This is a genomic window from Nocardiopsis aegyptia (genome assembly GCF_013410755.1).
Classification (GTDB): Bacteria; Actinomycetota; Actinomycetes; order Streptosporangiales; family Streptosporangiaceae; genus Nocardiopsis; species Nocardiopsis aegyptia.
On the sequence record NZ_JACCFS010000001.1, the window covers coordinates 2,941,078 to 2,963,425 of the forward strand.

The 22,348-nt window shown below is 73.3% G+C and carries 27 protein-coding genes; 13 read left to right on the forward strand and 14 right to left on the reverse strand.

From position 1 onward, the window contains the following. Nucleotides 1-114 precede the first annotated feature (114 nt). Nucleotides 115-801, forward strand: coding sequence for an RDD family protein (locus HNR10_RS13255; protein ID WP_179823574.1), 687 nt, complete (start codon nucleotides 115-117; stop codon nucleotides 799-801). Between the two features lie 83 nt (nucleotides 802-884). Here HNR10_RS13255 and HNR10_RS13260 read toward each other — a convergent pair whose 3' ends face one another. The 3 genes from HNR10_RS13260 to HNR10_RS31220 all read right to left on the reverse strand — a co-directional run bounded on the left by HNR10_RS13260 (nucleotide 885) and on the right by HNR10_RS31220 (nucleotide 2,745). Beyond that, nucleotides 885-1,547, reverse strand: a complete 663-nt coding sequence (locus HNR10_RS13260; RefSeq protein WP_179823576.1) for an enoyl-CoA hydratase/isomerase family protein — start codon at nucleotides 1,545-1,547, stop codon at nucleotides 885-887. A gap of 233 nt (nucleotides 1,548-1,780) precedes the next feature. After that, entirely contained in the window at nucleotides 1,781-2,014 is a 234-nt protein-coding gene (locus tag HNR10_RS31215) for a BldC family transcriptional regulator (protein ID WP_312889241.1), read from the reverse strand. A gap of 203 nt (nucleotides 2,015-2,217) precedes the next feature. Beyond that, nucleotides 2,218-2,745: an ATP-binding protein gene (locus HNR10_RS31220; RefSeq protein ID WP_179823579.1), complete on the reverse strand. Its 528-nt coding sequence runs from the start codon at nucleotides 2,743-2,745 to the stop codon at nucleotides 2,218-2,220. A gap of 192 nt (nucleotides 2,746-2,937) precedes the next feature. On the opposite strand from HNR10_RS31220, the gene HNR10_RS13275 reads away from it, so the two are divergent. From HNR10_RS13275 to HNR10_RS13285, 3 genes are read left to right on the forward strand one after another with little or no spacing between them, the layout of a single operon-like run. After that, complete coding sequence (locus HNR10_RS13275; protein WP_179823581.1) at nucleotides 2,938-3,741, forward strand: helix-turn-helix domain-containing protein; 804 nt, start codon at nucleotides 2,938-2,940, stop codon at nucleotides 3,739-3,741. Between the two features lie 2 nt (nucleotides 3,742-3,743). Then, nucleotides 3,744-3,932 carry a DUF397 domain-containing protein gene (locus HNR10_RS13280; RefSeq protein ID WP_179823583.1) on the forward strand — a complete coding sequence of 63 codons (189 nt, stop codon included), beginning with the start codon at nucleotides 3,744-3,746 and terminating at the stop codon, nucleotides 3,930-3,932. A 4-nt stretch (nucleotides 3,933-3,936) separates the two neighbouring features. Next, nucleotides 3,937-4,899 (forward strand): AraC family transcriptional regulator, encoded by a 963-nt coding sequence (locus tag HNR10_RS13285; protein WP_179823585.1) that lies wholly within the window; start codon nucleotides 3,937-3,939, stop codon nucleotides 4,897-4,899. A gap of 104 nt (nucleotides 4,900-5,003) precedes the next feature. Here the strand turns inward: HNR10_RS13285 and HNR10_RS13290 are convergent, their stop codons facing one another. Next, entirely contained in the window at nucleotides 5,004-5,852 is an 849-nt protein-coding gene (locus tag HNR10_RS13290; protein WP_179823587.1) for an NAD(P)H-binding protein, read from the reverse strand. 189 nt (nucleotides 5,853-6,041) lie between these two features. Next, the gene (locus HNR10_RS13295; RefSeq protein WP_179823589.1) at nucleotides 6,042-8,609 is read right to left on the reverse strand and encodes a PEP/pyruvate-binding domain-containing protein; all 2,568 of its coding nucleotides are present in this window, start codon (nucleotides 8,607-8,609) and stop codon (nucleotides 6,042-6,044) included. Nucleotides 8,610-9,217: 608 nt separating this feature from the next. On the opposite strand from HNR10_RS13295, the gene HNR10_RS13300 reads away from it, so the two are divergent. Together HNR10_RS13300 and HNR10_RS13305 are read left to right on the forward strand one after the other, a co-directional pair. Further along, nucleotides 9,218-9,730 (forward strand): hypothetical protein, encoded by a 513-nt coding sequence (locus tag HNR10_RS13300; protein WP_179823592.1) that lies wholly within the window; start codon nucleotides 9,218-9,220, stop codon nucleotides 9,728-9,730. Beyond that, nucleotides 9,730-10,224: an ATP-binding protein gene (locus HNR10_RS13305; protein ID WP_179823593.1), complete on the forward strand. Its 495-nt coding sequence runs from the start codon at nucleotides 9,730-9,732 to the stop codon at nucleotides 10,222-10,224. Before HNR10_RS13300 ends, HNR10_RS13305 begins: the two co-directional genes overlap by 1 nt. Before the next feature lie 217 nt (nucleotides 10,225-10,441). Here HNR10_RS13305 and HNR10_RS13310 read toward each other — a convergent pair whose 3' ends face one another. Further along, on the reverse strand, nucleotides 10,442-10,924 hold the full coding sequence (locus HNR10_RS13310; protein ID WP_179823595.1) for a hypothetical protein: 483 nt from the start codon (nucleotides 10,922-10,924) through the stop codon (nucleotides 10,442-10,444). 110 nt (nucleotides 10,925-11,034) lie between these two features. On the opposite strand from HNR10_RS13310, the gene HNR10_RS13315 reads away from it, so the two are divergent. Further along, entirely contained in the window at nucleotides 11,035-11,583 is a 549-nt protein-coding gene (locus HNR10_RS13315) for an SMI1/KNR4 family protein (protein ID WP_179823598.1), read from the forward strand. Nucleotides 11,584-11,733: 150 nt separating this feature from the next. Here the strand turns inward: HNR10_RS13315 and HNR10_RS13320 are convergent, their stop codons facing one another. Further along, nucleotides 11,734-12,324: a cysteine hydrolase family protein gene (locus HNR10_RS13320; RefSeq protein ID WP_179823600.1), complete on the reverse strand. Its 591-nt coding sequence runs from the start codon at nucleotides 12,322-12,324 to the stop codon at nucleotides 11,734-11,736. Nucleotides 12,325-12,476: 152 nt separating this feature from the next. Between HNR10_RS13320 and HNR10_RS13325 the strand changes: the two genes are divergently transcribed. The 3 genes from HNR10_RS13325 to HNR10_RS13335 all read left to right on the forward strand — a co-directional run bounded on the left by HNR10_RS13325 (nucleotide 12,477) and on the right by HNR10_RS13335 (nucleotide 14,954). Next, nucleotides 12,477-13,472, forward strand: a complete 996-nt coding sequence (locus tag HNR10_RS13325; protein WP_179823602.1) for a GlxA family transcriptional regulator — start codon at nucleotides 12,477-12,479, stop codon at nucleotides 13,470-13,472. A 134-nt stretch (nucleotides 13,473-13,606) separates the two neighbouring features. Next, on the forward strand, nucleotides 13,607-13,801 hold the full coding sequence (locus HNR10_RS13330) for a DUF1918 domain-containing protein (RefSeq protein ID WP_179823604.1): 195 nt from the start codon (nucleotides 13,607-13,609) through the stop codon (nucleotides 13,799-13,801). 412 nt (nucleotides 13,802-14,213) lie between these two features. Continuing rightward, nucleotides 14,214-14,954, forward strand: a complete 741-nt coding sequence (locus HNR10_RS13335; protein WP_179823606.1) for a Crp/Fnr family transcriptional regulator — start codon at nucleotides 14,214-14,216, stop codon at nucleotides 14,952-14,954. Between the two features lie 86 nt (nucleotides 14,955-15,040). On the opposite strand, the gene HNR10_RS13340 is transcribed toward HNR10_RS13335, so the two are convergent. Together HNR10_RS13340 and HNR10_RS13345 are read right to left on the reverse strand one after the other, a co-directional pair. Beyond that, nucleotides 15,041-16,090 (reverse strand): flavin-containing monooxygenase, encoded by a 1,050-nt coding sequence (locus HNR10_RS13340; RefSeq protein WP_179823608.1) that lies wholly within the window; start codon nucleotides 16,088-16,090, stop codon nucleotides 15,041-15,043. 94 nt (nucleotides 16,091-16,184) lie between these two features. Continuing rightward, nucleotides 16,185-16,349, reverse strand: a complete 165-nt coding sequence (locus HNR10_RS13345) for a hypothetical protein (RefSeq protein ID WP_179823609.1) — start codon at nucleotides 16,347-16,349, stop codon at nucleotides 16,185-16,187. A gap of 18 nt (nucleotides 16,350-16,367) precedes the next feature. Here HNR10_RS13345 and HNR10_RS13350 point away from each other — a divergent pair, with 18 nt between their 5' ends. Further along, on the forward strand, nucleotides 16,368-16,601 hold the full coding sequence (locus HNR10_RS13350) for a Rossmann-fold NAD(P)-binding domain-containing protein (protein WP_179823611.1): 234 nt from the start codon (nucleotides 16,368-16,370) through the stop codon (nucleotides 16,599-16,601). A gap of 38 nt (nucleotides 16,602-16,639) precedes the next feature. Here the strand turns inward: HNR10_RS13350 and HNR10_RS13355 are convergent, their stop codons facing one another. The 3 genes from HNR10_RS13355 to HNR10_RS13365 form a co-directional block, all read right to left on the reverse strand. Beyond that, nucleotides 16,640-16,948, reverse strand: coding sequence for a hypothetical protein (locus tag HNR10_RS13355; RefSeq protein ID WP_246406202.1), 309 nt, complete (start codon nucleotides 16,946-16,948; stop codon nucleotides 16,640-16,642). Between the two features lie 172 nt (nucleotides 16,949-17,120). After that, nucleotides 17,121-18,305: a helix-turn-helix domain-containing protein gene (locus HNR10_RS13360; protein ID WP_179823614.1), complete on the reverse strand. Its 1,185-nt coding sequence runs from the start codon at nucleotides 18,303-18,305 to the stop codon at nucleotides 17,121-17,123. Nucleotides 18,306-18,319: 14 nt separating this feature from the next. Then, a complete protein-coding gene (locus tag HNR10_RS13365; RefSeq protein WP_179823615.1) occupies nucleotides 18,320-18,826 on the reverse strand; it encodes a flavoprotein in 507 nt (168 codons plus the stop codon). A 178-nt stretch (nucleotides 18,827-19,004) separates the two neighbouring features. On the opposite strand from HNR10_RS13365, the gene HNR10_RS13370 reads away from it, so the two are divergent. Then, nucleotides 19,005-19,373 (forward strand): nucleoside triphosphate pyrophosphohydrolase family protein, encoded by a 369-nt coding sequence (locus tag HNR10_RS13370; RefSeq protein WP_179823617.1) that lies wholly within the window; start codon nucleotides 19,005-19,007, stop codon nucleotides 19,371-19,373. On the opposite strand, the gene HNR10_RS13375 is transcribed toward HNR10_RS13370, so the two are convergent. Both HNR10_RS13375 and HNR10_RS13380 read right to left on the reverse strand, forming a co-directional pair. Beyond that, on the reverse strand, nucleotides 19,353-19,628 hold the full coding sequence (locus tag HNR10_RS13375; protein WP_179823620.1) for a hypothetical protein: 276 nt from the start codon (nucleotides 19,626-19,628) through the stop codon (nucleotides 19,353-19,355). The two genes, HNR10_RS13370 and HNR10_RS13375, sit on opposite strands and share 21 nt — an antisense overlap. Nucleotides 19,629-19,921: 293 nt before the next feature. Continuing rightward, nucleotides 19,922-20,824, reverse strand: a complete 903-nt coding sequence (locus tag HNR10_RS13380) for a helix-turn-helix domain-containing GNAT family N-acetyltransferase (protein WP_179823622.1) — start codon at nucleotides 20,822-20,824, stop codon at nucleotides 19,922-19,924. Between the two features lie 93 nt (nucleotides 20,825-20,917). Between HNR10_RS13380 and HNR10_RS13385 the strand changes: the two genes are divergently transcribed. Next, nucleotides 20,918-22,288 (forward strand): FAD-dependent oxidoreductase, encoded by a 1,371-nt coding sequence (locus tag HNR10_RS13385; protein WP_179823624.1) that lies wholly within the window; start codon nucleotides 20,918-20,920, stop codon nucleotides 22,286-22,288. Nucleotides 22,289-22,348 lie beyond the last annotated feature (60 nt).

The window sequence follows — 22,348 nt, forward strand, 5'->3', positions numbered from 1 at the left end:
GGGGCAACAGGGGAATTCACGCAGGTCAGACCGGGGATAACGCGGACGACCGCGTCCGGCGGTCGGCGCGGGCGACTGTTCGGGGCCCGTGTCTCCGGGACCTCGGGAGGAACCATGAGTACGGGAGAGAACAGTCCGGACCCCGGCGATCCGCGCTCGGGAACCCGCGAACAGCACCCCGCGCCGCCCCCGCCCCGGTCCCACGCGGAGGGACGGCCGACGGCGGCCCCGGGGTCGGCCCCGGAGCAGCGTGAGCCCGGACGGCACGAGGTGCCTGTCAGCCGACAGGGCGAGGCGGCACCGGTCCCGCCGCCGACGGGGGCCGCGGCCGTCGAGCGCCGGACCACGCCCGGCGACGTCAACGTCGTCTGGCGGAGGATCGCGCAGTACATCATCGACTCCGTGATCTCCGGGATCGGTGCCGCGCTCGCCTTCGCGGTGGCCCTGCCGCTGGCGGCGGCGCCCGGGCCGGAGGGGTCCCTCGCCCAGCCGTGGCTGGCCACGATCGCCTACACGGCGTTCGCGGTCCTGGCCGTCGCCATCTTCCTCGCCTACTGGGTCCTGGTTCCCGTGATGAGCGTGAAGGGGCAGACGCTCGGGATGATGCTGATGGGGATCAGGGTCGTGCGCGGGGACGGCACCCGGGTGTCGGCGACGCGGCACCTTGTGCGGGTGCTCCTGTTCATCGTCGACGGCATCCTCTCCGGTCTGGTCGGGCTGCTGGTCATCCTGGGTACCGAGCGCAACCAGCGGGTGGGCGACCTGGTGGCGGACACGTTGGTGGTGCGGACGCGCGACTGAACCGGCCCGGGCACGCCCACACACGGGCCCGCTCCCGACCGGGGGGGGCGGGCCCACGCATGCCGACTGCGGCCGGCCGCGGGTCAGCCGCGTTCCCTCAGCAGGTCCAGGACCGGCGCGTACAGGCGGGACTTGATGGTCCCCAGGGTCGGGTGCGCCGCCTTGGCCGCCTGCGCGGCGGCGATCTCCACCGCGGTCGGGCGCACGTCGTCCTCGGGCACGGCCTGGTCGACGATCCCGGCGGCGGCCGCGTCGGTTCCGCCGTAGCGGCGGCCGGTGGTCATCGCCACGTGCGCGACCTGCGGGGCCAGCCGGGCCTGGATGAGCGCCGACATCCCCGGCGTGAACGGGATGTTGATGTCGGCCTCGGGCAGGCACCAGAAGCCGCGGTCGGCGCGCATGACGCGGACGTCGTGGGCCAGGGAGAGCATCGCCCCCGCGGCGAAGGCGTGCCCCTGGACGGCCGCCACGGTGAACACCGGCAGGGACAGCATCCGCGCCAGGAGGTCCTGGACCCTCGCGACGTAGTCCGGGTGCTCCTCAGGGTGGGCGAACAGCCAGTCGAGGTCCAGCCCGTTGGAGTAGATCTTGCCGGTCGCGGCGGTCACGAGGGCGCGCGGGCCCTCGGCCTTCTCCACCTCGTCCAGGGCCGCGTCGACCTCGGTGAGCCAGTCGGGGTGCAGGCGGTTCTCTCCGCCGCCCAGGTCGAGGAAGAAGACGTCGTCGTGACGTTCAAGGGTCGGCATGCGGCTCCTCAGAGGGTGACGGCGGCCACTACTGACAGGTAACCTACACCGCCGCTCCCCGGTCGCACCGGGTCCCCTGAGGGCCGAGCCTTCCGGCACGCGACCCGCCGGGCGGTCGGGGCCGAACGCGTCCGGCCCCGCGCTCCCGCCCGCGGCCGGACGAGGGGCATGCCCGTGTGGTGGGCGCCCGGCCGACGGTCTTCCCGCGACCGGGCGCCCGGTTCGGGTGCCGGTCAACTCCGGATCGGGGTGTGGCTGCGGGCGAGCAGGGCGTGCACCTCGCCCGAGGGGAATCGGCGGTGCCCGCCGGGGGTGCGGAAGCTGGGCAGGCGGCCCTGGACCGCCCACCGGGACACGGTCTTGACGTCGACCCGGAAGAGGGCCGCCACCTCCGGCGACGTCAGCAGGTCGTCCTCGTCCTCGACGGTGGCGCCGTGGTACGCGGAGAACTCGGGGTTCGAGGGCACGTGAGGGTCCTTTCCTGGAAGGGCGGGGGCGGACTCCCCCGGGGGTTTCACGGGTACGCGACACGGCATCGACCACCGACCAGTAGTCGCCGGCCACCGGCCCGATCACCGGCGGCCAGGCACCGGTCACCGGCACTGACCGCCGGCAATCGGCGAGCCAGGCGCCGACCACCGGCCACCAGCCGCCGATCACTGGGCGCCGGTCACCGGATGACGCGCGGCGGGCCGGGGAGGTCCAGGTCGAACCACACACCGGTGCGCCCGTCACCGGGGTGGTCCACGCCCCAGCGCGCGGCCTCCGTCGACACCACGCGCAGGCCGAGGCCGCCCGGCTCGTCCAGGTCGAGCGGCCGCACGTGCGGACCGCCGACCGACTCCGGACGGGGACCGTCGTCGACCATCCGGACCCGGATCCGGTCGGGCCACTCGTACACGCCGACGGTGACCGTCCCGCCCGGGTCGCCGCTCCGGCTGTGCAGAACGGCGTTCGCGAACAGCTCGGAGCCCATCCACACCGCCGGAGCCGCCGGCACCGGCAGGTCCGCGGTGAGGCCGTGCAGGTAGCGGCGGACCGCGCGGGCCTGGGACGGCAGGCCCGGCACGGTCAGTTCCAGGGCCACCGGCCGTCCGCCCTCGGGCAGGATCGGCGCGAGATCGCCGGGCGATCCCGGGCGTCCGAGTCTGGCCTCGGTGAGGCTGATGTTCACGGACAGGGCGGGTCGAGTGTCCACGGCTGCTCCCGGTCGGCGTCAGGGCCACGACTGTGCACGGCGGCGGACATCCGGTCCGCACCCGTGGACTCCACGATCCTCCCGCCGCCACCTCGAGGGAAGACGTTCGGTAGCGCTTCGGATACCTTCCGGAGTCACCGGAATCTTCCGGAATAGCTCCACGGAAGTGGTGCCGTGTGCTGTGCTAGTCGCATGCCCCCTCACAAGCAAGCGCTCCTTCGCTACGGGCGGGAAGTGCAGCGTCTCCGCAACGAGGTGTCCTTGACACAGACGGCCCTGGCACGCCGCGTCAACAGCAGTAAATCCCAGATCTCGGACATCGAACGAGGAAAGGCGAACCCCTCGGCGCAGTTGCGTTCGGCGTTGGACGGAGCCATTGGATTCGGTCAACTGGAGCGTTTATGGGACGATCTCACCGGCGGCAGACGCCCGGCCTGGTTGGACGAGATCGCCACCGCCGTTCAAGAGGCGGAAGCGGTGTACGAATACCAGGCCCTGGCCTTTCCGAGTTATCTTCAGACCGAGGGGTGCGCCCGCGCGCTCATCCGGTCCGCACTCCCCTGGCTGCCGCCGGACGAGATCTCCGCGCGCGTGCGCGAGCGCATGGACCGGGCCCGCAACATGGACGAGTCCCTGCACCCGATGCTGTGGCTGGTCATCGACCGGTCGTTGTTGAGTCGCAGGTACGGTGGCCCGGACGCCACGCGTGAACAACTGGCGCACATCGCGGCTTTGGCCGAACGGGAACGGCTCACGCTCCAGGTCGTTCCGACCGACCATCCGAAGCATCCTGGAAACTCCGGGTCGTTTCGAGTTCTCACGATGCGCGATGATCCCGACATCGCCTATGTGGAAAGCGCGGAAGAGGGCCGCGTTCTCACGAATTCGACATCCGTGGCACGACGACGCATGCTGTTCGCCGCACTCCAGGGCGTCGCCCTGGATCCGGAATCGTCACTGCGGGCGATCCACGAAGAGATGAAGAGGATGGAATAGCGATGGCCGATGAATGGCACAAGTCGACGTACAGTGGCGGCAGCAACGACTGCGTCGAAATACGGGAGAAACCGGACGGCGCGGACGTTCGCGACACCCGTCACCGCGCGGCCGGCCACCTGTCGTTCTCGCCCGCCGAGTGGTGCGGCTTCCTCCGGGGGCTGCGCGGGAACCGGTCCCGCCTACAGTGACGGCATGGACGTGGTCGACACACTGCTGAGTGGAGTCCGGGGGCGCGGATCGGTGTTCGGAAGGTCGGTCCTGCGGCCGCCCTGGTCACTGCGGTTCACCGACGCGCCCTACCTCACGCTGTGCATACCCCTGCGCGGCGCGGGCTGGATCGTGCCGTCGACCGGAACCCCCCGGCGCGTCTCGACGGGCGAGGCGGCGATCGTCCGGGGACCGGAACCCTTCATCTTCACCGACGATCCGGCCGCGCCCGCCCCGACCCCGCCACGCGAGGTGGGCGGCGGCGCGTCGCCCACGACCGCGCACGCGGACCCCGGCGAGCTCTCCGGCCCCACCGTGCTGTTGGCGGGGGCCTATGACGTACGTGCCGAGGTCCCGCACCACCTCCTGCGCGTCCTGCCGACGGTGCTCGTGGTCCCCGACGACGGAGACTGCGCCCCGCTGCGCGACTATCTGGAGTCGCAGATCGCCACCGGAGGGCCGGGGCGTCAGACCGTCCTGGACCGGATGCTGGACTGGCTGTTGGTGTGCGCTCTGCGCGACTGGTTCGACCGACCCGAGGCCGAACGTCCCCAGTGGTACGCGGCCCTGGGCGACGACGTGGTCGGCGCGGCGCTGCGGGCGCTGCACGACGATCCGGCCGAGCCCTGGACCACGGCGTCGCTGGCGTCCCGGGCGGGGGTCTCGCGCACGACCCTGGCCAAGCGGTTCACCGAACTCGTCGGGGAGGGACCCGTCAGCTACCTCACGGGGTGGCGGATGACCCTGGCCGCCGACCTGTTGGCCCGGCCGGAGCTGACCGTCGCCGCCGTCGCCCGCCGGGTCGGCTACGCGGACGCCTTCGGGTTCAGTGCCGCGTTCAAGCGGGTGCGCGGGGTGAGCCCGACCGCCTTCCGGCAGGGGCTCACCGCCGCGGAGCCCGACGACGCGCGCGCCCCGTGGGTGGAGGTCGCGGGCCCGGTCGGGTGAGCCCGGCCGGGCCACGGCCGGGGCCCACAACCGGTGGCCGCGGGTTCCGGATGGCCGGCGTCGGGGACCGGGCCGGCGCCCGGCGGCCACCGAGCCCGCCCCGATCACTGCTTCCAGGCGCCTCGGGCGTGCTCGTCCCGGACGACGTCGGCGATGTCGCGCGGGTCCCTGCCCAGAGCCCGGCGCACTCCGTCGGCGACCACCGCGTCCCCGCTCGTCCGGATCGCGTACAGGGCGTCGGACCACAGCTTGGCCTCCGCAGGGGAGACCCCGTCCGCGACCAGCGCGTCCTGGAAGTCGGTTTCGCCGACCGGGACGTAGCCCGTCTCGATCCCGGCGACCCGGCCGATCTCGCCCACGAGGTCGGCCAGGCCGACCGCGCGCGGCCCCGTCAGTTCGTAGGTCCGGCCCGCGTGGCCGTCCTCGGTGAGCGCCGCGACCGCCACGGCCGCGATGTCCTCGGTGTCCACGAACGCCGCCCGGCCGTCCCCCGCGGGCAGCGCCAGCTCCCCCGCCACGATGGCGTCGCGGAAGTCGCCCTCGCTGAAGTTCTGCGCGAACCAGCTCGGCCGCAGGATCGTCCAGTCCACCCCGGACGCGCGCACCGCGCGCTCGCCCGCCAGGTGGAGCTCGCTGGCGGTGGTGTCGGTTCCGAAGTAGCCGGGCACGTCCACACCGCGGGCGCTCAGCAGCACCAGGCGACGCACCCCCGCCGCCACGGCGGCCTCGACCAGCGCGGGTGTGCGTGAAGGCGGTGCGTCCAGGGGAACGACGTACGCCGCCGAGACTCCCTCCAGGGCCGGCTTCCACGTGTCCGGGTCGGACCAGTCGAACCGGACCTCTCCCGAACGCGATGCCGCCCTGACTTCGACGCCCTGCTCCCGGAGGCGGGCGGTGACTCTGCGGCCGGTCTTGCCGGTCGCTCCGATGACGAGTACTGGTGCGTTGTCCATACCGGAATCCTGGCTCGCGGCACGGCCCGTAGGCCATGCGTCGGTGTCCGCGGCGCATAGGTGTGCGTACGGCGGCGGCCCCGGGACGCGATCCGCGCTACGGGGCGGTCAGTCCTCGGTGGGGTCGGAGTCCGCCTTCGGGGCCGGCCTCGCGTCGTCGCCCGCCCCGGCCTCCGCGGCCGATCCCCCCTACGAGCCCGAGCCCGGATCCCCGTCCGGCCGCGCATCGGCGTCAGTGTCCGCGTCCGGCCGCGCACCCGCACCCGCGTCGGCGCCGGTTCCCGTGTCCGTGTCCGTGTCCATGTCCATGTCCGGGCCACCGTCCTTCTCCTCGAAGACCACCGTGCCCGCCGAGCCGTCGACGGTGATGAGGTCTCCCGTGGCGATCTCTCGGGTGGCGTGGCGAACGCAGATCACGGCGGGGATCCCGTACTCGCGCGCCACCGTCGGGCCGTGCGCCACGGTCGACCCCGTCTCGGTCACCAGACCGCCGGCCGTCATGAACAGCGGTGTCCAGCCCGGGTCGGTGGTGGGGGCGACCAGGATCTCCCCCGGCTCGATGCGCGCGCCCGCCGGGTCGTGGACGACCCGCGCCCGGCCCGTCACCCGACCGGAGGCCGCCGCCAGACCGCTGAGTGCGTCCTCCGGGGCGGGTTCGGCCGGGATCAGCGTTTCGACGTCGGTGCCGTCGGACAGCAGCGCCCCCGGAACCGTGCGCCGCCGTGTCTCGCGCGCGTGGACGGCCCGGCGCTCGGCGGCGAGCGCGCGCTGATCGACGCCCTCGTGCACCGCCGCACGCGCCTCGTCCACGTCCAGGAACACAATGTCGTCCGCCCGGTCGAGCAGCCGCCGCTCGGCCAGGTCCGCGCCGACGAGCAGCAGCTGTTCGCGCATCCTCGCGTAGGGCACGAGCCAGGCGAACTTCGCGAACTCGCGCATGCCCGCGAGCTCGCGGGAGCGGCGCATGGCGACCGCCGCGATCCGCCCCCGGACCGGCCGCCGGGCGCGACCCCGGAGGGAGAGTTCGGTGACGGCCCTCCTGGCCCGGACCGCGGAGCGCTCGAACCGGCGTGCCGGGGACTGCTCGGGGTCGTCGATCCGCAGGTAGTTGGCGATGGTCGCGAACACCGGCGCGGGGTCCTCCGCCCACCGGGGGACGCCGATGTCCACCTCCGCCGCGGCCCGGTGCCCGTAGTCGGCCAGGAACTCCGCCAGCCCGATGTCGGGCAGCGTGCCCGCCCGGTGGCGCGCGGCGAGCTCGGCCGGATCGGTGTCGGCGAACAGGTCGCCGTGCTCGCGCGCGTGCTCCGCCAGGCGCCACAGCGCCAGGTCCATCTGGGTGGTCACGTTGTGGGGCATCCCGCCGAGCACGTGGTCGAGTTCCTCTTCCGACGCCACGCCGTGGAGCAGCGCCGAGGGCAGCACGGTGAGCAGGATCCCGGCCATGGTCGGCATCGTGGCCCGGATCATGTCGGTGCCGAGGATGTCGTCGTACCCCTCCTCGGTCACGAACCGCAGCCGCTCCCCGGTGGTGGCCGTCGCTCCCGGTACGCGGTGGGTCCGCATGTGCCGCACCGCCGCCCACGCGTCGGCGCGGGAGGCGCCCGGCCGGGCGAGTGAGCCGATCAGGCCGCCGACGAACATGGGCGCCGTCCTGGCGGCCACGCCGAGAGCCGTGCGCACGGGCAGCGGTTTCGGGGGCAGGGGCGCGAACCGGGGGTCGTCCAGCATGCGTTCGACCGCCGCCCGGACGCGGGGGCCGTACACGTCCATGCCCTGCGGCAGCCAGTGGCGGATCCGGGGGTCGCGCATGAACGCCGTGATGTCGACGAAGAGCCGTCCGCCGATGCCGACGATCCCGAAGGCGGCGCCGGGGTCGACGGGGATGCGCATCCGCTCGCACCAGCGCACCCACACCTGGCTCATGAGGGAGAGGCCCATGGGGGTGAAGGGGCGGAGCATGCCCTGGATGTGGCCGAGTTCCAGGTACATGCGGGTGTCGGGGGTGCGCGGGGGCTCGGGGAACAGGGTGGTGATCGCGCGGGACTGGAGCAGCCAGAGGACCCCGTCGCCGTCGAAGGCCCACTCCACGTCCTGTGGAGTGCCGAAGTGCTTCTGGAGGCGGCGCCCGGCGGCGCGCAGCTCCTCCAGCCGCTCGGACGTGAGGCAGCCGTCCGGGGGCCCGTCCACGGGGGCGTCCTGGGGCAGGACGTAGTGGTCGACGGGTCCCGAGCCGTCGACCACCGTGGTGCCGAGCCCGGGGGCGGCGTCGACGACCATCGTGGTGCGGCAGCCGGTCATCGGGTCGGCGGTGAACAACACCCCCGCGACCTCGGCGTCGACCATGCGCTGCACGACCACGGCCATGCCCACGCTCTCGCGGTCGATCCCGGCGGCCTCGCGGTAGGCGACCGCGCGTTCGGAGTCGAGGGAGTCCCAGCACCTCCGCACGGCCGCGACCAGGGCGTCGGTGCCCTCGACGTCGAGGACGGTGTCCTGCTGGCCCGCGAAGCTGGCGTCGGGCAGGTCCTCGGCGGTGGCGCTGGACCGGACCGCGACGCGACCGCCGCCGAGATCGTCGTAGGCGGCGGCGAGGTCGGCTTCGGGGATCTCGCGGGACGCGTGGGCCTCGGTCGTCAGGCAGAAGCCGGGCGGCACCCGTTCACCGATCGCGACCATCGCGCCGAGTCCGGTGGCCTTGCCGCCGACCTGGTCGATCATGTCGGCGCTGATCCCGTTCAGTGCCACGATCCTCATGCCTGGGCTCCTCTGGGCCGGGACGGACGGCTCCGCGCCGCGGCTCCGCCGCCGGACGCCCGGCGGTCAGGGCCGAACGGACGGAACACGCACGCGTGTCGCGCCTCACTGTGTACGACATCCGCAATCTATGCCTACCCGGCGGTCGGGACCATAGCCCTGACGGACCCCAGGGGCGGTGCCGCAGGGGCGCGGGATCGGCAGGGCAGGGCAGGGGCGCGGGAGACGATGGACGGACCACGCGAGGGTGGCACGGCGACGACGTGGCGGGCTCGGGGACGTGGAGGCTTGAGGGCTTGGGGACGTGCGGGCGGCGAGGAAGCGAAGCGCGCCGTTCCGCCGCGGGAACGCGTCGGTCGAATTCACCCCGACCACAACGAAGGGCAAATCGCCACAAATTCGGACTAATAAGAAACGCCCTCCGACCTGCGAATACACCCCTTCTCCCCGCCCACGCGAAACTACCCCCCGGTAGAGTCGCCTTTCGTCCCACCCATGCCCTAATCTTCCTTACAAACACAACCGAACAAGCGGAGGCCCCGCGACGCTAACTGGCGCCCGAGGCCGTGGCCAGCAATTTCATCCGTTTAACTCAAAGGATTGCCGACATGGCTTATTTTAGCCCTGCCGTCCTCAGCTCTGCCATCGCCCTCCTCCCGGCGGCCGTCAGGGCCCTGTTCGCCCCCGCGCGCGGGCGGCACTCCCTCACCGCCGGTCGCCGACGCCGCTCCACCCGCGTCCGCCGCTACGCGCCCCTCCCAACTCCCGCGCAGGCCCTCACCCCCGCTCCTCCGCACCCGCGTCCGACGCCGCGCTCGCAGCCCGCCGCGCGCCCCGCTCCACGTCCGGCCACGCACCCGACCACGTGTGCGGCCCTGCGTCCCACCCCGCGTCCGGCCCCGACCCCGGCCATGCGTGTGGCCCCGCCTCGCGACCACATCCCGGCCGAGGAGGTCGCCCTGGTGCGCGGCTACTACCGGGCCTTCGAGCACGAACGCGACCGCGACCGCGTCCAGGCCCACGCCCTGCGCCGCCTCGACCAGTGGACCGCCAAGCCCCCGGCCGGCGACCTGCTCGCCCCCGTCCCCGCGCCCCGCCGCCCCGAGCGAGTGGTTGCCTGATGCACACGCTCACCCGGGCCCGCCCGGCCGTCCTCTGGGAACACCGCACCTATCCGGGCGACCTCGCCCACCTCTCCCGGGTCCGCGCCGACCTCGCCACGGACCTGGCGGGATTCGACCCCGACCTGGTCGAGACCCTCCAACTCCTCACCAGCGAACTCTTCGCCAACGGCGTCAAGTACACCGACTCCGGCCACACCGGAGGCGAGGTCATCCGCGCCCTGTCCATGCCCGACCCGGCCACCCTGCGCGTCTCACTCAGCGACTGCGGCGGAGGCGGCGGCACACCCCGCATCCCCACCCAACGCTCGGAGACCGAGTGGGACTGGGCCGAAGGCCAGCGCGGACTCGTCCTGGTCCAGAACCTGTCCACCGCCTGGGGCCACTTCCGCCTCGCCCCCTGGGCCGACCTCGGCACCCACGTCTGGGCCCAGGTCCCCGTCGACCCGGCGCGCGTCCCACCCGAGCTGCGCCCCTACGTCTTCACCCGCTGACGCCCGCCGCTCCGGACCGTCCCTCCCCCGGTCGCGACGACGGCCGGAGCGGCCTGTCCCGTGTCCCGAGTCCCCGGAGAGAAAGGAGCGACTCCGAACCCTCCCGCCGAGACCGCGAACTGGTCGATCGAGACCGCTTACCACGTCGGCGGACGCGCCGAGTACCCGCCCGGACCGGCCGAGGACCGTGGCGCGCGGCGTGCGGAGTGACCGGGCGTCACTCGCGGCGGGCGCCCGGCGGCCAGACGACACCGACCGGGACCCCGCGCGTGCGCGCTGCCGCGACCGCGTCACCGGTGCCGCCCCTGCCCCCGGACGGCCGGCCGTCCCATACCGCGAACAGGCGGTCGATCCCCGCGAGGACGGTCTCGTTGGCCGCCTCGTAGGCCGCCCGTCCGGCGGTGCGGTGGGGCATGTAGCGCACCAGGGCCGAGCGCATGAGCAGGCCGTCGAACTGATCGAGGTCGTCGGGCCCGACCTTGGCCTCCCGGTAGTCCACCGAGGGCAGGACGACCTCCAGTCGCCCGCCCGCGTCGAGGACGACCTCGGCGAACAGCTGGTCGGCACCGCGCGCCAGGCAGGTCAGGCCGACGAGGTCGCCGTCGGCGTACGGCGCCATCGCGTCCGCCAGGGCGCGCCGCACGATCGGCACACAGTCCGCGGACAGGTTCGAGTGACCGGTGATGCCGATACGGGTCACGCGACGCCTCCCTCTCCCGCTGTACCGTCCGACGATCGTAGGGGACGGCCTCCGGTGCGCGTCGGCACCAGGGGCTGCCCCTTGTCGCCGGCGTCGGGGAGGATGCCCGGATGAACGACTGTGACGCTCTGCTCGCCCGGATCGCGGCCAAGGCGGCCGAGAACGGGTGCCGCACCGCGCCCGTCACCGCCGAGGTGGTGGCCGAGGCCGAGCGACGGCTCGGATTCCGGCTGCATCCGCTCCCGTCCACGCGCTACCGGCGGATCGGCGACGGGAGTTTCGGGCCCATGGACGCGCTCCTGCCCCTCGACCGGCCCCGCTCCGACGGGGTGGATTCCGTGGTCGGGGGCTACCTCGACCGGAGGGCGCGCTCCGGCGCCGACGACCCGTGGGCCTGGCCCGCAGGGGTCGTGCCGGTCCTGGACCGGGGCTGCGCCATGGTCGCCGCCGTCGACCGCCTGAGCGAGGACGGCACCGTGCTCCTCTTCGAACCGAACGCCGTCGATGACGCGGACCCCGCCGGAGCCTGGTTCGTCGACGCGGACGGGCTCGCCGCATGGCTGGAGGCCTGGCTGTGCGGCACCGGCTGGTACGAGGAGGACGTGGTCGACGAGGAGTTCGCCATGGCTCCCTGGAAGGGCGGAACCGACCGCGGGTAGCCGCGTTCCGGTCACCGGGATCCGGGCTCACGGGAAGGCGAGCCCTCCGGGACGCGGGCGCACAGGGGCGCGGGCTCACGGGCTACCGGGCGCACAGGGAGGCGGGCTCACGGCGCACCGGCTCCGATGCCCCCGTCGGACCGTCCGGGGTCAGCGCAGGTCGGAGGCGGACGGCACCACCACGCCGTAGATGTCGGAGATCGTCGCGAGCGCGCTGCGGTGGAGCTGGTCCGCCGACACGTCGGTGTCCAGCGCCCGGAGCGGACGGGTCGCGCAGGCGTCGGCGACGACGGTCGGCCGGTTGCCGCGCAGGAACGCGCCCTCCGAGGTGAACGTGACGCACATGTGCGTCATGAACCCGATGACGACGACGTCCTTGTTCCCGGCGGCGTCGACGCGCTCCCCCAGGTCCGTGCCGACGAACGAGTTGGGCGCGGTCTTGACCACCACGGCCTCGCCGTCGACCGGGACCACCCGGGGGTGGATCCGACCGATCTCCGCCCGGATGTCGTACGCACTGCCCTCGCCGCCGTCGTGCTGGACGTGGACGACCGTCGCTCCGGCCTCGCGGGCCCTGGCCAGCACGTCGGCGGCGGCGTCGAGGGCGGCGTCCCATCCCTCCAGCTCCAGCGCGCCCCTGGTGTAGGTGTTCTGGTAGTCGACCAGGATCAGCGTCGCGTCGGCGAGCGAGGCCGGGGTCTGGTCGAGGCCGGTGAGTTCGCGCAGGGTCTTCGAGGCCATGGGTGGGCCCTCCTCGGAGTCGGGGATCGCGGCCACCGCTCGGTGGCCGCACTCCGAACGCTACGGCGCCCTGACCATGTCGGCAATGTCGTCTAACATGCAGATACGGATATCCCGCGGGCACGCGGGCCACCCACCGAACGGAGCACCGGATGAGCACCACCGGGCGGCTCGTGGTCGTCGTCCTCTTCGAGGACGTCGACCTGCTCGACGTCACCGGACCGCCGGAGGTGTTCTCCCTCGTGCGGCGCGAGATGGGCGAGGCGGCGGGGTACGAGGTGGTGCTCGCCGCCGCGACCATGGACCCGGTCAGGACGTCGGCGGGTGTCCGGATCCTGCCCGACACCACGTTCGAGGAGGTCGCGCGCAGGAGCGTCGACAGCCTGATCGTGCCGGGCGCGGTCGAGGTCGACGGCCTGCGCCGGGTGCGCGCCGTCACCGACCCCTCGGTCGTCGCGTGGGTGAAGGCGATCGCGGGCCGGACCCGGCGCGTCGCGTCGGTCTGTGTGGGCGCCCACGTCCTCGCCGAGGCCGGACTGCTGAACGGCAAGCGCGCCACGACCCACTGGTCGACCGCGCGGCAGCTCGCCGAGGAGTACCCCGCGGTCGAGGTCGACGCCGACCCGGTGTTCGTCCGCGACGGCGCCGTGTGGACCGGCGCGGGCATCAGCGCGTGCCTGGACCTCTCCCTCGCCCTCGTGGCCGACGACTTCGGCGAGCCCACGGCGCTGCGCGTGGCCCGCCAGCTGGTGATGTACCTGAAGCGGCCGGGTGGGCAGAGCCAGTTCAGCGTCCCGCTCGAACCCGTCTCGACGACCCGGCGCGTCGAGGAGCTGCGTCTGCACATCGCGCACAACATCACCGCGCCGCTCACGGTCGCCGACCTCGCCGCCGTCGCGCACGTGAGCGAGCGGCAGTTGACCCGGATCTTCAAGACCGAGCTCGGTATGACGCCGGCCGCCTACGTCGAGTCGGCGCGGGTGGAGGTCGCCCGCAACCGACTGGAGTCCACGGACGAGACGCTCGACCGTGTCGCCACCGCCTGCGGCTTCGGCACGACCGACACCCTCGTCCGTGCGTTCCGCCGCACCCTGAACACGACCCCGACGGAGTACCGGAACCGATTCCGCAACACCGCGGGGGCGTGAGCGGAAACTGTCAAGACTCGACAGTCGGCCCGCCACGCCACTCCCCTACGAAGTCGCCTTGATACTTTCCGTAGTCATCGGCGAGCCATCCGCCCGAGTCCGTGGCGGAGCGCCGACCTGAGAAGTTCGTGAGAATGGAGAACATCGAAATGACGTTCAAGCAGGGCGACCGCGTGGAGTTCCGCAGCAGCCGTCACGACGACGAGGTCCGCACCGGCAGGATCCAGGCGGTGCGCGGCAAGGGCAACGGCGCGCAGTTCACGATCACCGACGATGAGGACCAGCAGTCCGTCAACGTCCTGAGCCACCAGATCCAGCAGAAGCTCTAGGCGGCCGCATGCTTCGAGGGGCGACCGACCCTGCCGTCGTGCGCCCCTCGTCGCGCCTCCCGACACGAAAAGCGACTTCCGCTCATTTCGCGGCCGAACGACCGATATTCTCCCTCGCGCATTCGACGATCCCCCTTGCTTCCGCCTTACCACACCGCCGAAGATCCGCCGTTCTCTCGCGCCAGAGTGGATTTCACGAATACGACGGGGTTCGCTGACTCCGACGCTCCTGACGAACAGGCGCAGCTGAGGAACGGGCGACCAGGACGTGGACGAGAACGGCGCACCATCCAGGACGAGGGGACCGACCCGTTCGGTCCGGCCGACCGATGCCACCCGAGCAGGCGCGCCCGCACACGGCGCCCGCTCCGTGACACCCCACACGCGTTCAGTCGAGGAGTCACTGGGGAACATGCAGGGAGCACGCGCAGATCACGCCGACGGGTCCCGGGTCGCACCGCCCCGGGCCGGTCTCGGCATCCTGGAGTCGGAACGCCTCCGCTGGGCGGAGTGGGCCATCTCCTGCCTGGACAACCGGGGTACCGCGCGACCAGGGCACGAGGAACTCGTCGCCCTGGCGTCGTGCCTGGAATCCCGGTCCCTCCAACGCGGCGACCTCGCCTTCGGCGAGGGCGGCGAGGACGCGGCGGTGTGGATCGTTCGCTCGGGACGGCTCGAACTGGCCGTCAGGGAACAGGAGCGATCGGTGATCCTGCAGATCCTCCGGGCAGGGGGCATCGACGGTGACATCCAGTTGCTGTTGGGCATCCCCTTCACGTACCGCGCGCGGGCGCTGGAGAGTTCGGAGTGCCTGACCCTGACCGCGGACGCCTTCGACGGGCTGCTGACGGAGCACCCCAGGATCGCGAGACTGTGGATGGCGGGCATGGCCGAGCGCCTGTCGCTGTCCTACGAGCGCATCGTGGGCATGCTCAGCCGCTCGCTGAGTCAGCAGAGCGCGCGTCTCCTCCTGGACGAGTCCCACGCCGGAGTGGTCGAGGTTCCCCAGCAGACGCTGTCGGAGATGCTCGGGGTCTGTCGGCCCTCGCTGAACAAGGTGCTCAAGGAGTTCGAGAGGCTGGGGCTGATCCGGTTGCGCTACGGCGCCGTGGACATTCTCGACCACTACGGGCTCGCCCAGAGGGCCGACTGACAGCACGGACCGGCACGCCGTCGGCGCCGACCGTGCCGATGGGGCTGATAGGGCTCAGGGGCCGCCGGATCAGGGCGTGCGTGCGGTCAGGGCGTGTGTCCGGCGAGGACACCGCGCACCACGCGGTGGGCGTCGCGGCCGACTCCGCGCAGGCTGGCCGAGGAGTAGCTCCGCTGGAACTCCAGGCCCACGTAGCCCAGTGCCGGGACGGTGGTGGAGACCCCACCGGAGTGCAGGGGGCGGCCCTCGGCGTCCAGGGCCCCGATGCCGTCCAGGAAGTCCAGCGCGGGCCGGTAGCCGGTGGCCAGCAGCACGGTGTCCACCCGTTCCGTGGTCCCGTCGGCCCACTCCACGCGGTCTCCGCGCAGCCGGGTGAAGAGCGGTCGGCGGTCAGGGTTACCGGTGGCGAACGCCGCGCGGAAGCGGCCGTCGTCGATGACCGGTGTCCGCACCCGCTCCCAGAGCCGGCCGACGGGGGCTGAGTCCACGCCGGTGACGGCGCCCCACCAGTGGACATCGCGGCCCAGGGGGCGCTGGCCCACCCAGCCGATCGGGGCCCGGCTGGCGAGGCTCACCCGGGCGACCCTGGCCAGTTCGGCGGCGATCTCCACACCCGAGTTCCCGGCTCCCACGACCACGACGCGCTGCCCGCGGAAGGGTTCGGGGACCCGGTATTCGGACGAGTGGAGCACCGTGCCGGTGAACCCGTCCAGGCCCGGCAGCGGCGGCCGGTGCGGACGGGTGAAGGTCCCCGAGGCCGCGACCAGCGCGCGTGCGCTCCTCCGGGTGCCGTCGGCCGTGGTGACCGCGAACCCGTCGCCGTCGCGTTCGACGCGCGTCACCTTGTGTCCGAAGCGGAAGTCGGCGTCCAGTCGGTCGGCGTAGTCGCGCAGGTAGGCGGTGACCTCGTCCCGGTGCGGGTAGGTCGCGCCGTCGCCGGGCATCGCCCGGCCCGGAAGCGAGGCGTAGGGGGAGGGCGAGAACAGGGTGAGGCTGTCGTAGTAGTGCGGCCACGAGCCCCCGGCCGTTCCGGCGGCCTCCAGGACCAGCGGGCGGACGCCGTGGCGGTTGGCGGCCTGGACGGTGGCCAACCCTGCCTCTCCGGCACCGATGACGACCACGGGGGCCTCGGACATGGGGATCCTCCTCCTGCGGGTCGCCGGGTGCCGGGAAGGAAGGTACCAAGGCGTACCGGCACGGCACGCGGGAGGCCCGCCCCGGTGGGGTCGGCTACTCGCCGGCGGTGACCCTCCTGAGTTCGGCGAGTGCCTCCTGGACGTGCTCCGACATGCCGCGCTCGTCGGTGTCGGCGATCCAGCGGTCGAACTCGACGCGGAAGACCGCGATCCCCGCCGGCTGACGCTGGAGAAGGCGCCGGCCGGCTCGACGGTGCACGCGGTCGACGACGAAGGGGTGCCACTGCGCTCTGTCGCCGAAGTGATCGGCCGGCACCTCGACCTGCCGGTGGTCGCCGTCGCCCCCGACGACGCGGGCGCACACTTCGGCTGGCCGGCGCCCCTCCTGGGGACCGACGGCCCGGCGTCGAGCGCGTTGACCCGCGAACTCCTCGGGTGGCGGCCGACGCATCCCGGGCTCCTCGACGACCTCGACCAGGGCCACTACTTCGAGGCCGCCCCGGTCTCGTGAGGTTCCGGAGGCCCTGACCGGGACAGGTGGCCGCGCCATCATCGGACGCCCCGGCCGTGGCGCCACGGGGACGGCAGCGGCCCCCCGTTCTTGATGTGCGCGTCCAGCGCCGTCAACAGGCGGTCGGCCTCCCGGATCACCCGGTGCGCCTCCCCCGCGTTGCGCGGGCGCACGCGCAGCATCTCGGACAGGGCGTCGTACAGCGCGTCCGACGTCGGGTACTCCGCTGCTCCCCTCTGCGGCAGGCGTCCACCGTCCGACGGGCTCCGGTCGGGTGTCGAGCGCGGTCGCAGCAGTTCCGCCAGCTCGTCGAGAGTCACCCCGTGATGGGAGGGGTCGTCCGTCATGCAGCCTCACCTCAGCGGCTCGCGTGGTCGGCTCGACGGTAGGCCTGGTCACGCTCAGTGACGCACAGCGGAGTGAAGGTAAAAGACCCGCAGGAACCTGCGGGTCGGGCCCGGGGCACAGGTCGGGTCACGGATCAGGCCGCGCGGTTGGACCACGGGGCCGGGCCACGGGTCAGGCCACACCGGCGCGCTGGGCCAGCGGGCGCAGCTCCGGTGTGGACGGCCGGTGCTCGCGACGCATCAGCTCCTGGAGCACACGCCCGGTCGACGGGTCGTGCCGGACCAGCTCCGGGGCGATCCGTTCGGCGTCCAGCAGGGTGTTCACCGCCGCGGCGTCCTGTCGCGTCTGCGTGTAGGCGCGGGCCACGTCCAGGCACACCTGGGCCCGGCGACCGACCAGCCCCGCGGGGAGCGAGTCCACGTCCAGCGCCTCCCCCGCGGCGACCGCCGCGCGCGCGTCGCCCACCTTGGCACGGGTCGAGATGGTGTGGATGGCCACGTTGGTCGGTCCGAACGCCGTCCCGTGCAGGTTCATGTCGCGGCCCAGGCGGTCGGCCGCGCGCTGTGCCTGGCGCAGCAGGCGGGGCACCGCCGCCTTGTCGAACTCGGCCGCGGCGGCGGTCGCCGCGGCCAGGTGGAGGCCGCCGTACACACTCAGCTCCTCGGCGGTCCCCGGTCGCATCTGCCGTTCCAGGGCGGCCGCGGCGGCCATGGCAAGGTCGGCGGCGGCCGCGGGCCTGCCCCGGGAGACGAACACGTACGCCAGCCGGTAGGCCCCCACCGCCGAGAGCAGGGTCTCGTCCGCCCACTCGGCGGCGGACATCGCCCGGTCGGCCGCCTGCCAGGCGAGATCCTTCTGGCCCACTCGGCGGAGCACGGCCGCGGTGGTGTTGTAGACCATCGCGCGCACCGAGCACACCGCCGGGCGGTCGGCGCCCCGCCGGTGCGCGGCGGTCTCGACGTCCCGGATCAGACGGGGCAGCCGGCGGCCGACCTCGCCGTAGCGGGTCGCCTGGTAGGCGGCGTGGGTGCGGTGGGCCTCGGCGCGCAGGCGCGCGAGGTCGACGGGGCCGTCGGACACCTCGGAGTAGCGCATCATCGCGCGCTCGATCTCCACCGCCGCCGTGTAGCGGGGCGCGGGGACGTGGTGGTCGGTGCCGGTCAGTTCGGTGAGGGGCAGCCGGAGGACGTCGGCGAGCCGGGTCAGGACGTCGTGGGAGTCGACGGTGAGGATGCCGCGCTCCACCTGCGAGAGCCATGACTCCGAACGCCCGACCAGCCCCGCGAGGACGGCCTGTGAGTAACCGCGGCGGGTGCGGTTGCGGCGGATGGTCTGGCCCCTGGCGGCAGCGTCCACGCCGGGCCTCCCGTCTAGAGGGTGCGAACGGTGGAAAGGACCCGCTCCCACGTGGGCATGCGGGACTCGTAGGGCGCCTGGTCGTCGTAGAGGATCGTGACCGAGGGCAGGGAGCGGAGGGTGTCGAGGGAACGCGCGAAGGCCGGGTGGCTCGCGAGCTGGGGTTTGCAGTGGGGGACCACGACGGTGGGGACCGCGTGGCCGACCATCTCGCAGAGCAGGCCGATCGCGAAGTTGTCGGCGTGACCGTCGGCGAACTTGTTCGTCGAGTTGAAGGTGAGCGGGCAGGCGACCACGAGGTCCGCCGGGGGTAAGGGTCTGCCGGTGCCTGGACGTCTGTACTCGGCGCGCACCGGTTCACCGGTCAGGGCCGCCAGCTCGTCGGCGTCGTGGAAGCTCTGCCCCATGGGGGTGGACAGGCACCGCACGGTCCAGTCGTCGGCCTGGAGCAGCCGGACGAGCGCGGGAAGGCCCTCGGGAGCGGGCGCACCGGACATGACGAGATAGAGGGTTTTCGCCATGCCGCGAGTGTAGCCCTGGATGTCCGGTGTGCGTGGTGCTTCGCATGAGTCCGATGGGACTGAAGTTGCGCCTCTGACCTGTGACGAAGCCGGTTCGGAGCCCGTTCGCCACCGCCGCTGAGGGGGCCCGGGGCATGATGGAGCAGCCGCCCCTCCCCCGTGCAGAGAGTGAGACCCCGTGGACGTCGACCGCCTGACCGCCGAGGTGGAGCACGTGTCGCGCGCCTACGCGGCGCGCTTCGGCATCGAACGGGACGCCGACTGGTTCGTCCTCAAGCTCCACGAGGAGATGGGCGAGCTCACCCAGGCCTTCCTCGCCCTGGACGGCCGGGGGCGCGCCAAGGGGCTCGACGACCGGGAGCGGTCCGCGCGGTTCCGGGCGGAACTGGCGGACGTGTTCTGCCACGTGCTCCTGCTGGCCGACCACCACGGTGTCGACCTCACAGCCGAGGTGCGCGCCAAGTGGCTGGACCGCTGGGGCGCGTCCCAGGGTTCCCAGCGCTCGGCCCAGGGCTTGAGCGAGGGCTCAGTCGACGGCGTCCAGTAGCGTCATGCTGTTGGACCCCTCGACCACACCCGCGCGCTCGTGCGCGTCGCGCAGCGCCGGGGAGAGCGCGTGTTCGCGCGCCCGCTCGACGTCGGCGACCTCGAACAGCACGACCGCTTCGTCGGGCTCGGCCGCGTTGCGGCTCACCAGGACGAGGCGCATCCCGGCCTCGTCGCGCAGCGGGGTGATCGAGTCGAACACCTCGCGCCAGCGCTCGTAGTCCACGAACCTCTGTCGGACGAGCAGATAGGGCACGCCACCGTCTCCTCTGGAGGGCGAAGGGGGTCGGACGCTCCGACGCTACCGGGCGGTAGTGCCGCTGGGAAGGCGCGAGGACCGGTTCCCGCGTCAGAAATCCGGATCGCGGCGGAGCCCCTCCTCGGGCACCGGCCCGAGCGTTCGCAGATCGTTCCAGACCTCTTCGGGCTCGCCCGCCGCGTACCACCGGGAGTAGGTCGTCATGCGGTGACCCTAGGGCGTGTGCGGTGGATGCCGCCCGCCGCGAGCGGTCCCGCCCGTCTCGAGCGATCCGCCCGCCCCCGCACGACCTAGACGCCGTCGGGCGGGGACTCGGGTCGCAGGACGGGGTCGGGCAGGTCCTGCACGCCCGTGGCCCCGGGATCGACGGTGTCGTCGCGGCGGCGTTCGAGGACCACGACGTCCCGCCACTCGCCCCGGTGCCGGACGAGCCGTTCGCGGACGGCGAGGGTGCGGTAGCCCGACGCGTGCAGCAGGGCGAGCGCGGCCTTGTCCTCGGGCAGGACCGACGCCTGCAGGGTCCACAGCCCGGCGAGGTCGGCCTCGACCACCTGCGTGCGCGCCAGCGCCTTGCCGACGCCCCGGCCGCGCTCGCCCGCGGCCACGTGGATCCGTGCCTCGGCCACACCCGCGTAGGCGCTGAGCCGGGAGACGGGCCAGGCGGCGGCCCAGCCGACGACGGCCCCCTCGCGTTCGGCCACCCACGCGTGCCCGTCGAGCCAGCCGGTGTCCAGGCCGCCGTCCTCGGCGAGGATGTCGCCGGCCTCGGCTCCGGCCGCGTGCAGGCGGCGTACGGCGGGCAGGTCCGCGTCGGTCAGGGCGCGCACGGTGACGTCCTCGGGCACTTCGGTGGGGCAGCAGGGCCGGGCCGCGAGCATACCCATGACCGCGTCGGCGGCGTGCGGTAGGCCGGTGCAGCAGGCGGCGTTGACGGCGACCCGGGTGGACGTGCCCACGCGGGAGGTGGTCACGAAGCCCACCTCGGCGAGTTTGCGCAGGTGGTGGGAGACGGTGGGCTGGCGCACCCCCACGGCCTCGGCCAGCTCCCCGACGCTCATGGCGCCCGGATGGGTGGCGATGGCGTGCAGCAGGCGGACCCGGGTCGGCTCCGCCAGGCACGCGAACCACGCCGCGTAGGTCTCGGCGTCCCCGGTCGGCAGCAGCCCCGCGGTGTGTTCGTGCGTGACGGTCATGTTCCCAGTATCGACGACGATCGATGGTTGCGTCCATCGATGTTCGTCTATAGAGTCCTGTTTCATAGACATCAGTCGATGAAAGGAAGCGTCATGACCGAGGCACACCCCGTCGTCGTGATCGGTGCCGGCCCCGTCGGACTGGCCACCGCGGCCGAGCTGGTCCGGCGCGGACTCCCCGTCCAGGTGCTGGAGCGGGGCGCCACCGCCGGCGCCGCCGTCGCCGAGTGGGGACACGTCCGCCTGTTCTCCTCCTGGCGCGACCTCGTCGCCCCGGCCGCGGAGAAGCTGCTGGCCGCCACCGGTTGGCGGCGCCGCGACGACGACGCCTACCCCACGGGCCGCGAGTGGGTGGACGCCTATCTGGCCCCGCTGGCCGCCGCCCTCGGTGAGCGGGTCCGCTACGGCGCCGAGGTCACCGGCGTCAGCCGTCTGGGCCGGGACCGGGTCGTCGACACCGACCGCGGCGCACAGCCCTTCACCGTCCGGGTCCGCACCGAGCGGGGCGAGGAGCGCCTCCTGGCGAGCGCCGTGGTCGACGCCTCCGGTACCTGGGGCTCCCCGAACCCGCTGGGCGGCGACGGCCTGCCCGCCCTCGGCGAGCGCGGGCCCGGCCTGGCCGACCGCCTGGCCTACCGCGTCCCCGACACCGCCGACCCCGCCGTCCGGGCCCGCTACGCCGGACGCCGCACGGCCGTGGTCGGCAGCGGCCACTCGGCGCTCACCGCCCTGGTCGCGCTGGCCGGGCTCGCCGCGGACGATCCCGCGACCCGCGTCGTGTGGGTGCTGCGGCGCGGAGAGGCCGGGGACGCGTTCGGCGGCGGCGCCGACGACCAGCTCGCCGCCCGCGGCGCGCTGGGCACGCGCGCCAGGAAGGCGGTCGAGGCGGGGTACGTCGAGACGGTGACGGGCTTCCGTACCGCCGAGGTCCGCGCTGAGGGCGAGTCCCTCGTGCTCGTCGGCGACGCCAGCGACGGCGATGCCCGCGCCCTGGAGCCGGTCGACGAGGTGGTCGTCCTCACCGGCTTCCGCCCGGACCTGTCCTTCCTCTCCGAGATCCGGCTCGGCCTGGACGCCACGCTCCAGGCGCCGGTCGCGCTGGCCCCGCTCATCGACCCCAACGTCCACTCCTGTGGCACCGTCTACCCGCACGGCGCCGTCGAACTGGCCCAGCCGGAGTCCGGCTTCTACCTGGCCGGGATGAAGTCCTACGGGCGCGCCCCCACGTTCCTCGCGCTCACCGGGTACGAGCAGGTGCGCAGCATCGCCGCCGCGCTGGACGGGGACCACGCGTCCGCCGCTCGGGTGGAGCTGACACTGCCCGCGACCGGAGTCTGCAAGGGCAGCGGGCTGACCGACCCGGACGACGCGACGGAGGCCGCCGACGAGGGCGGCTGCTGCGGAGCGCCCGGTCCCACGGCCGTCGACCTGGTCACGCCCTCCGGGTCCGTCCCCACCCCGTAGGCGGGCCCCGCGGCCCTGAACCGTCCCGCCTCCCCCGCCGGACCCCCGGCGGCCCGGGGG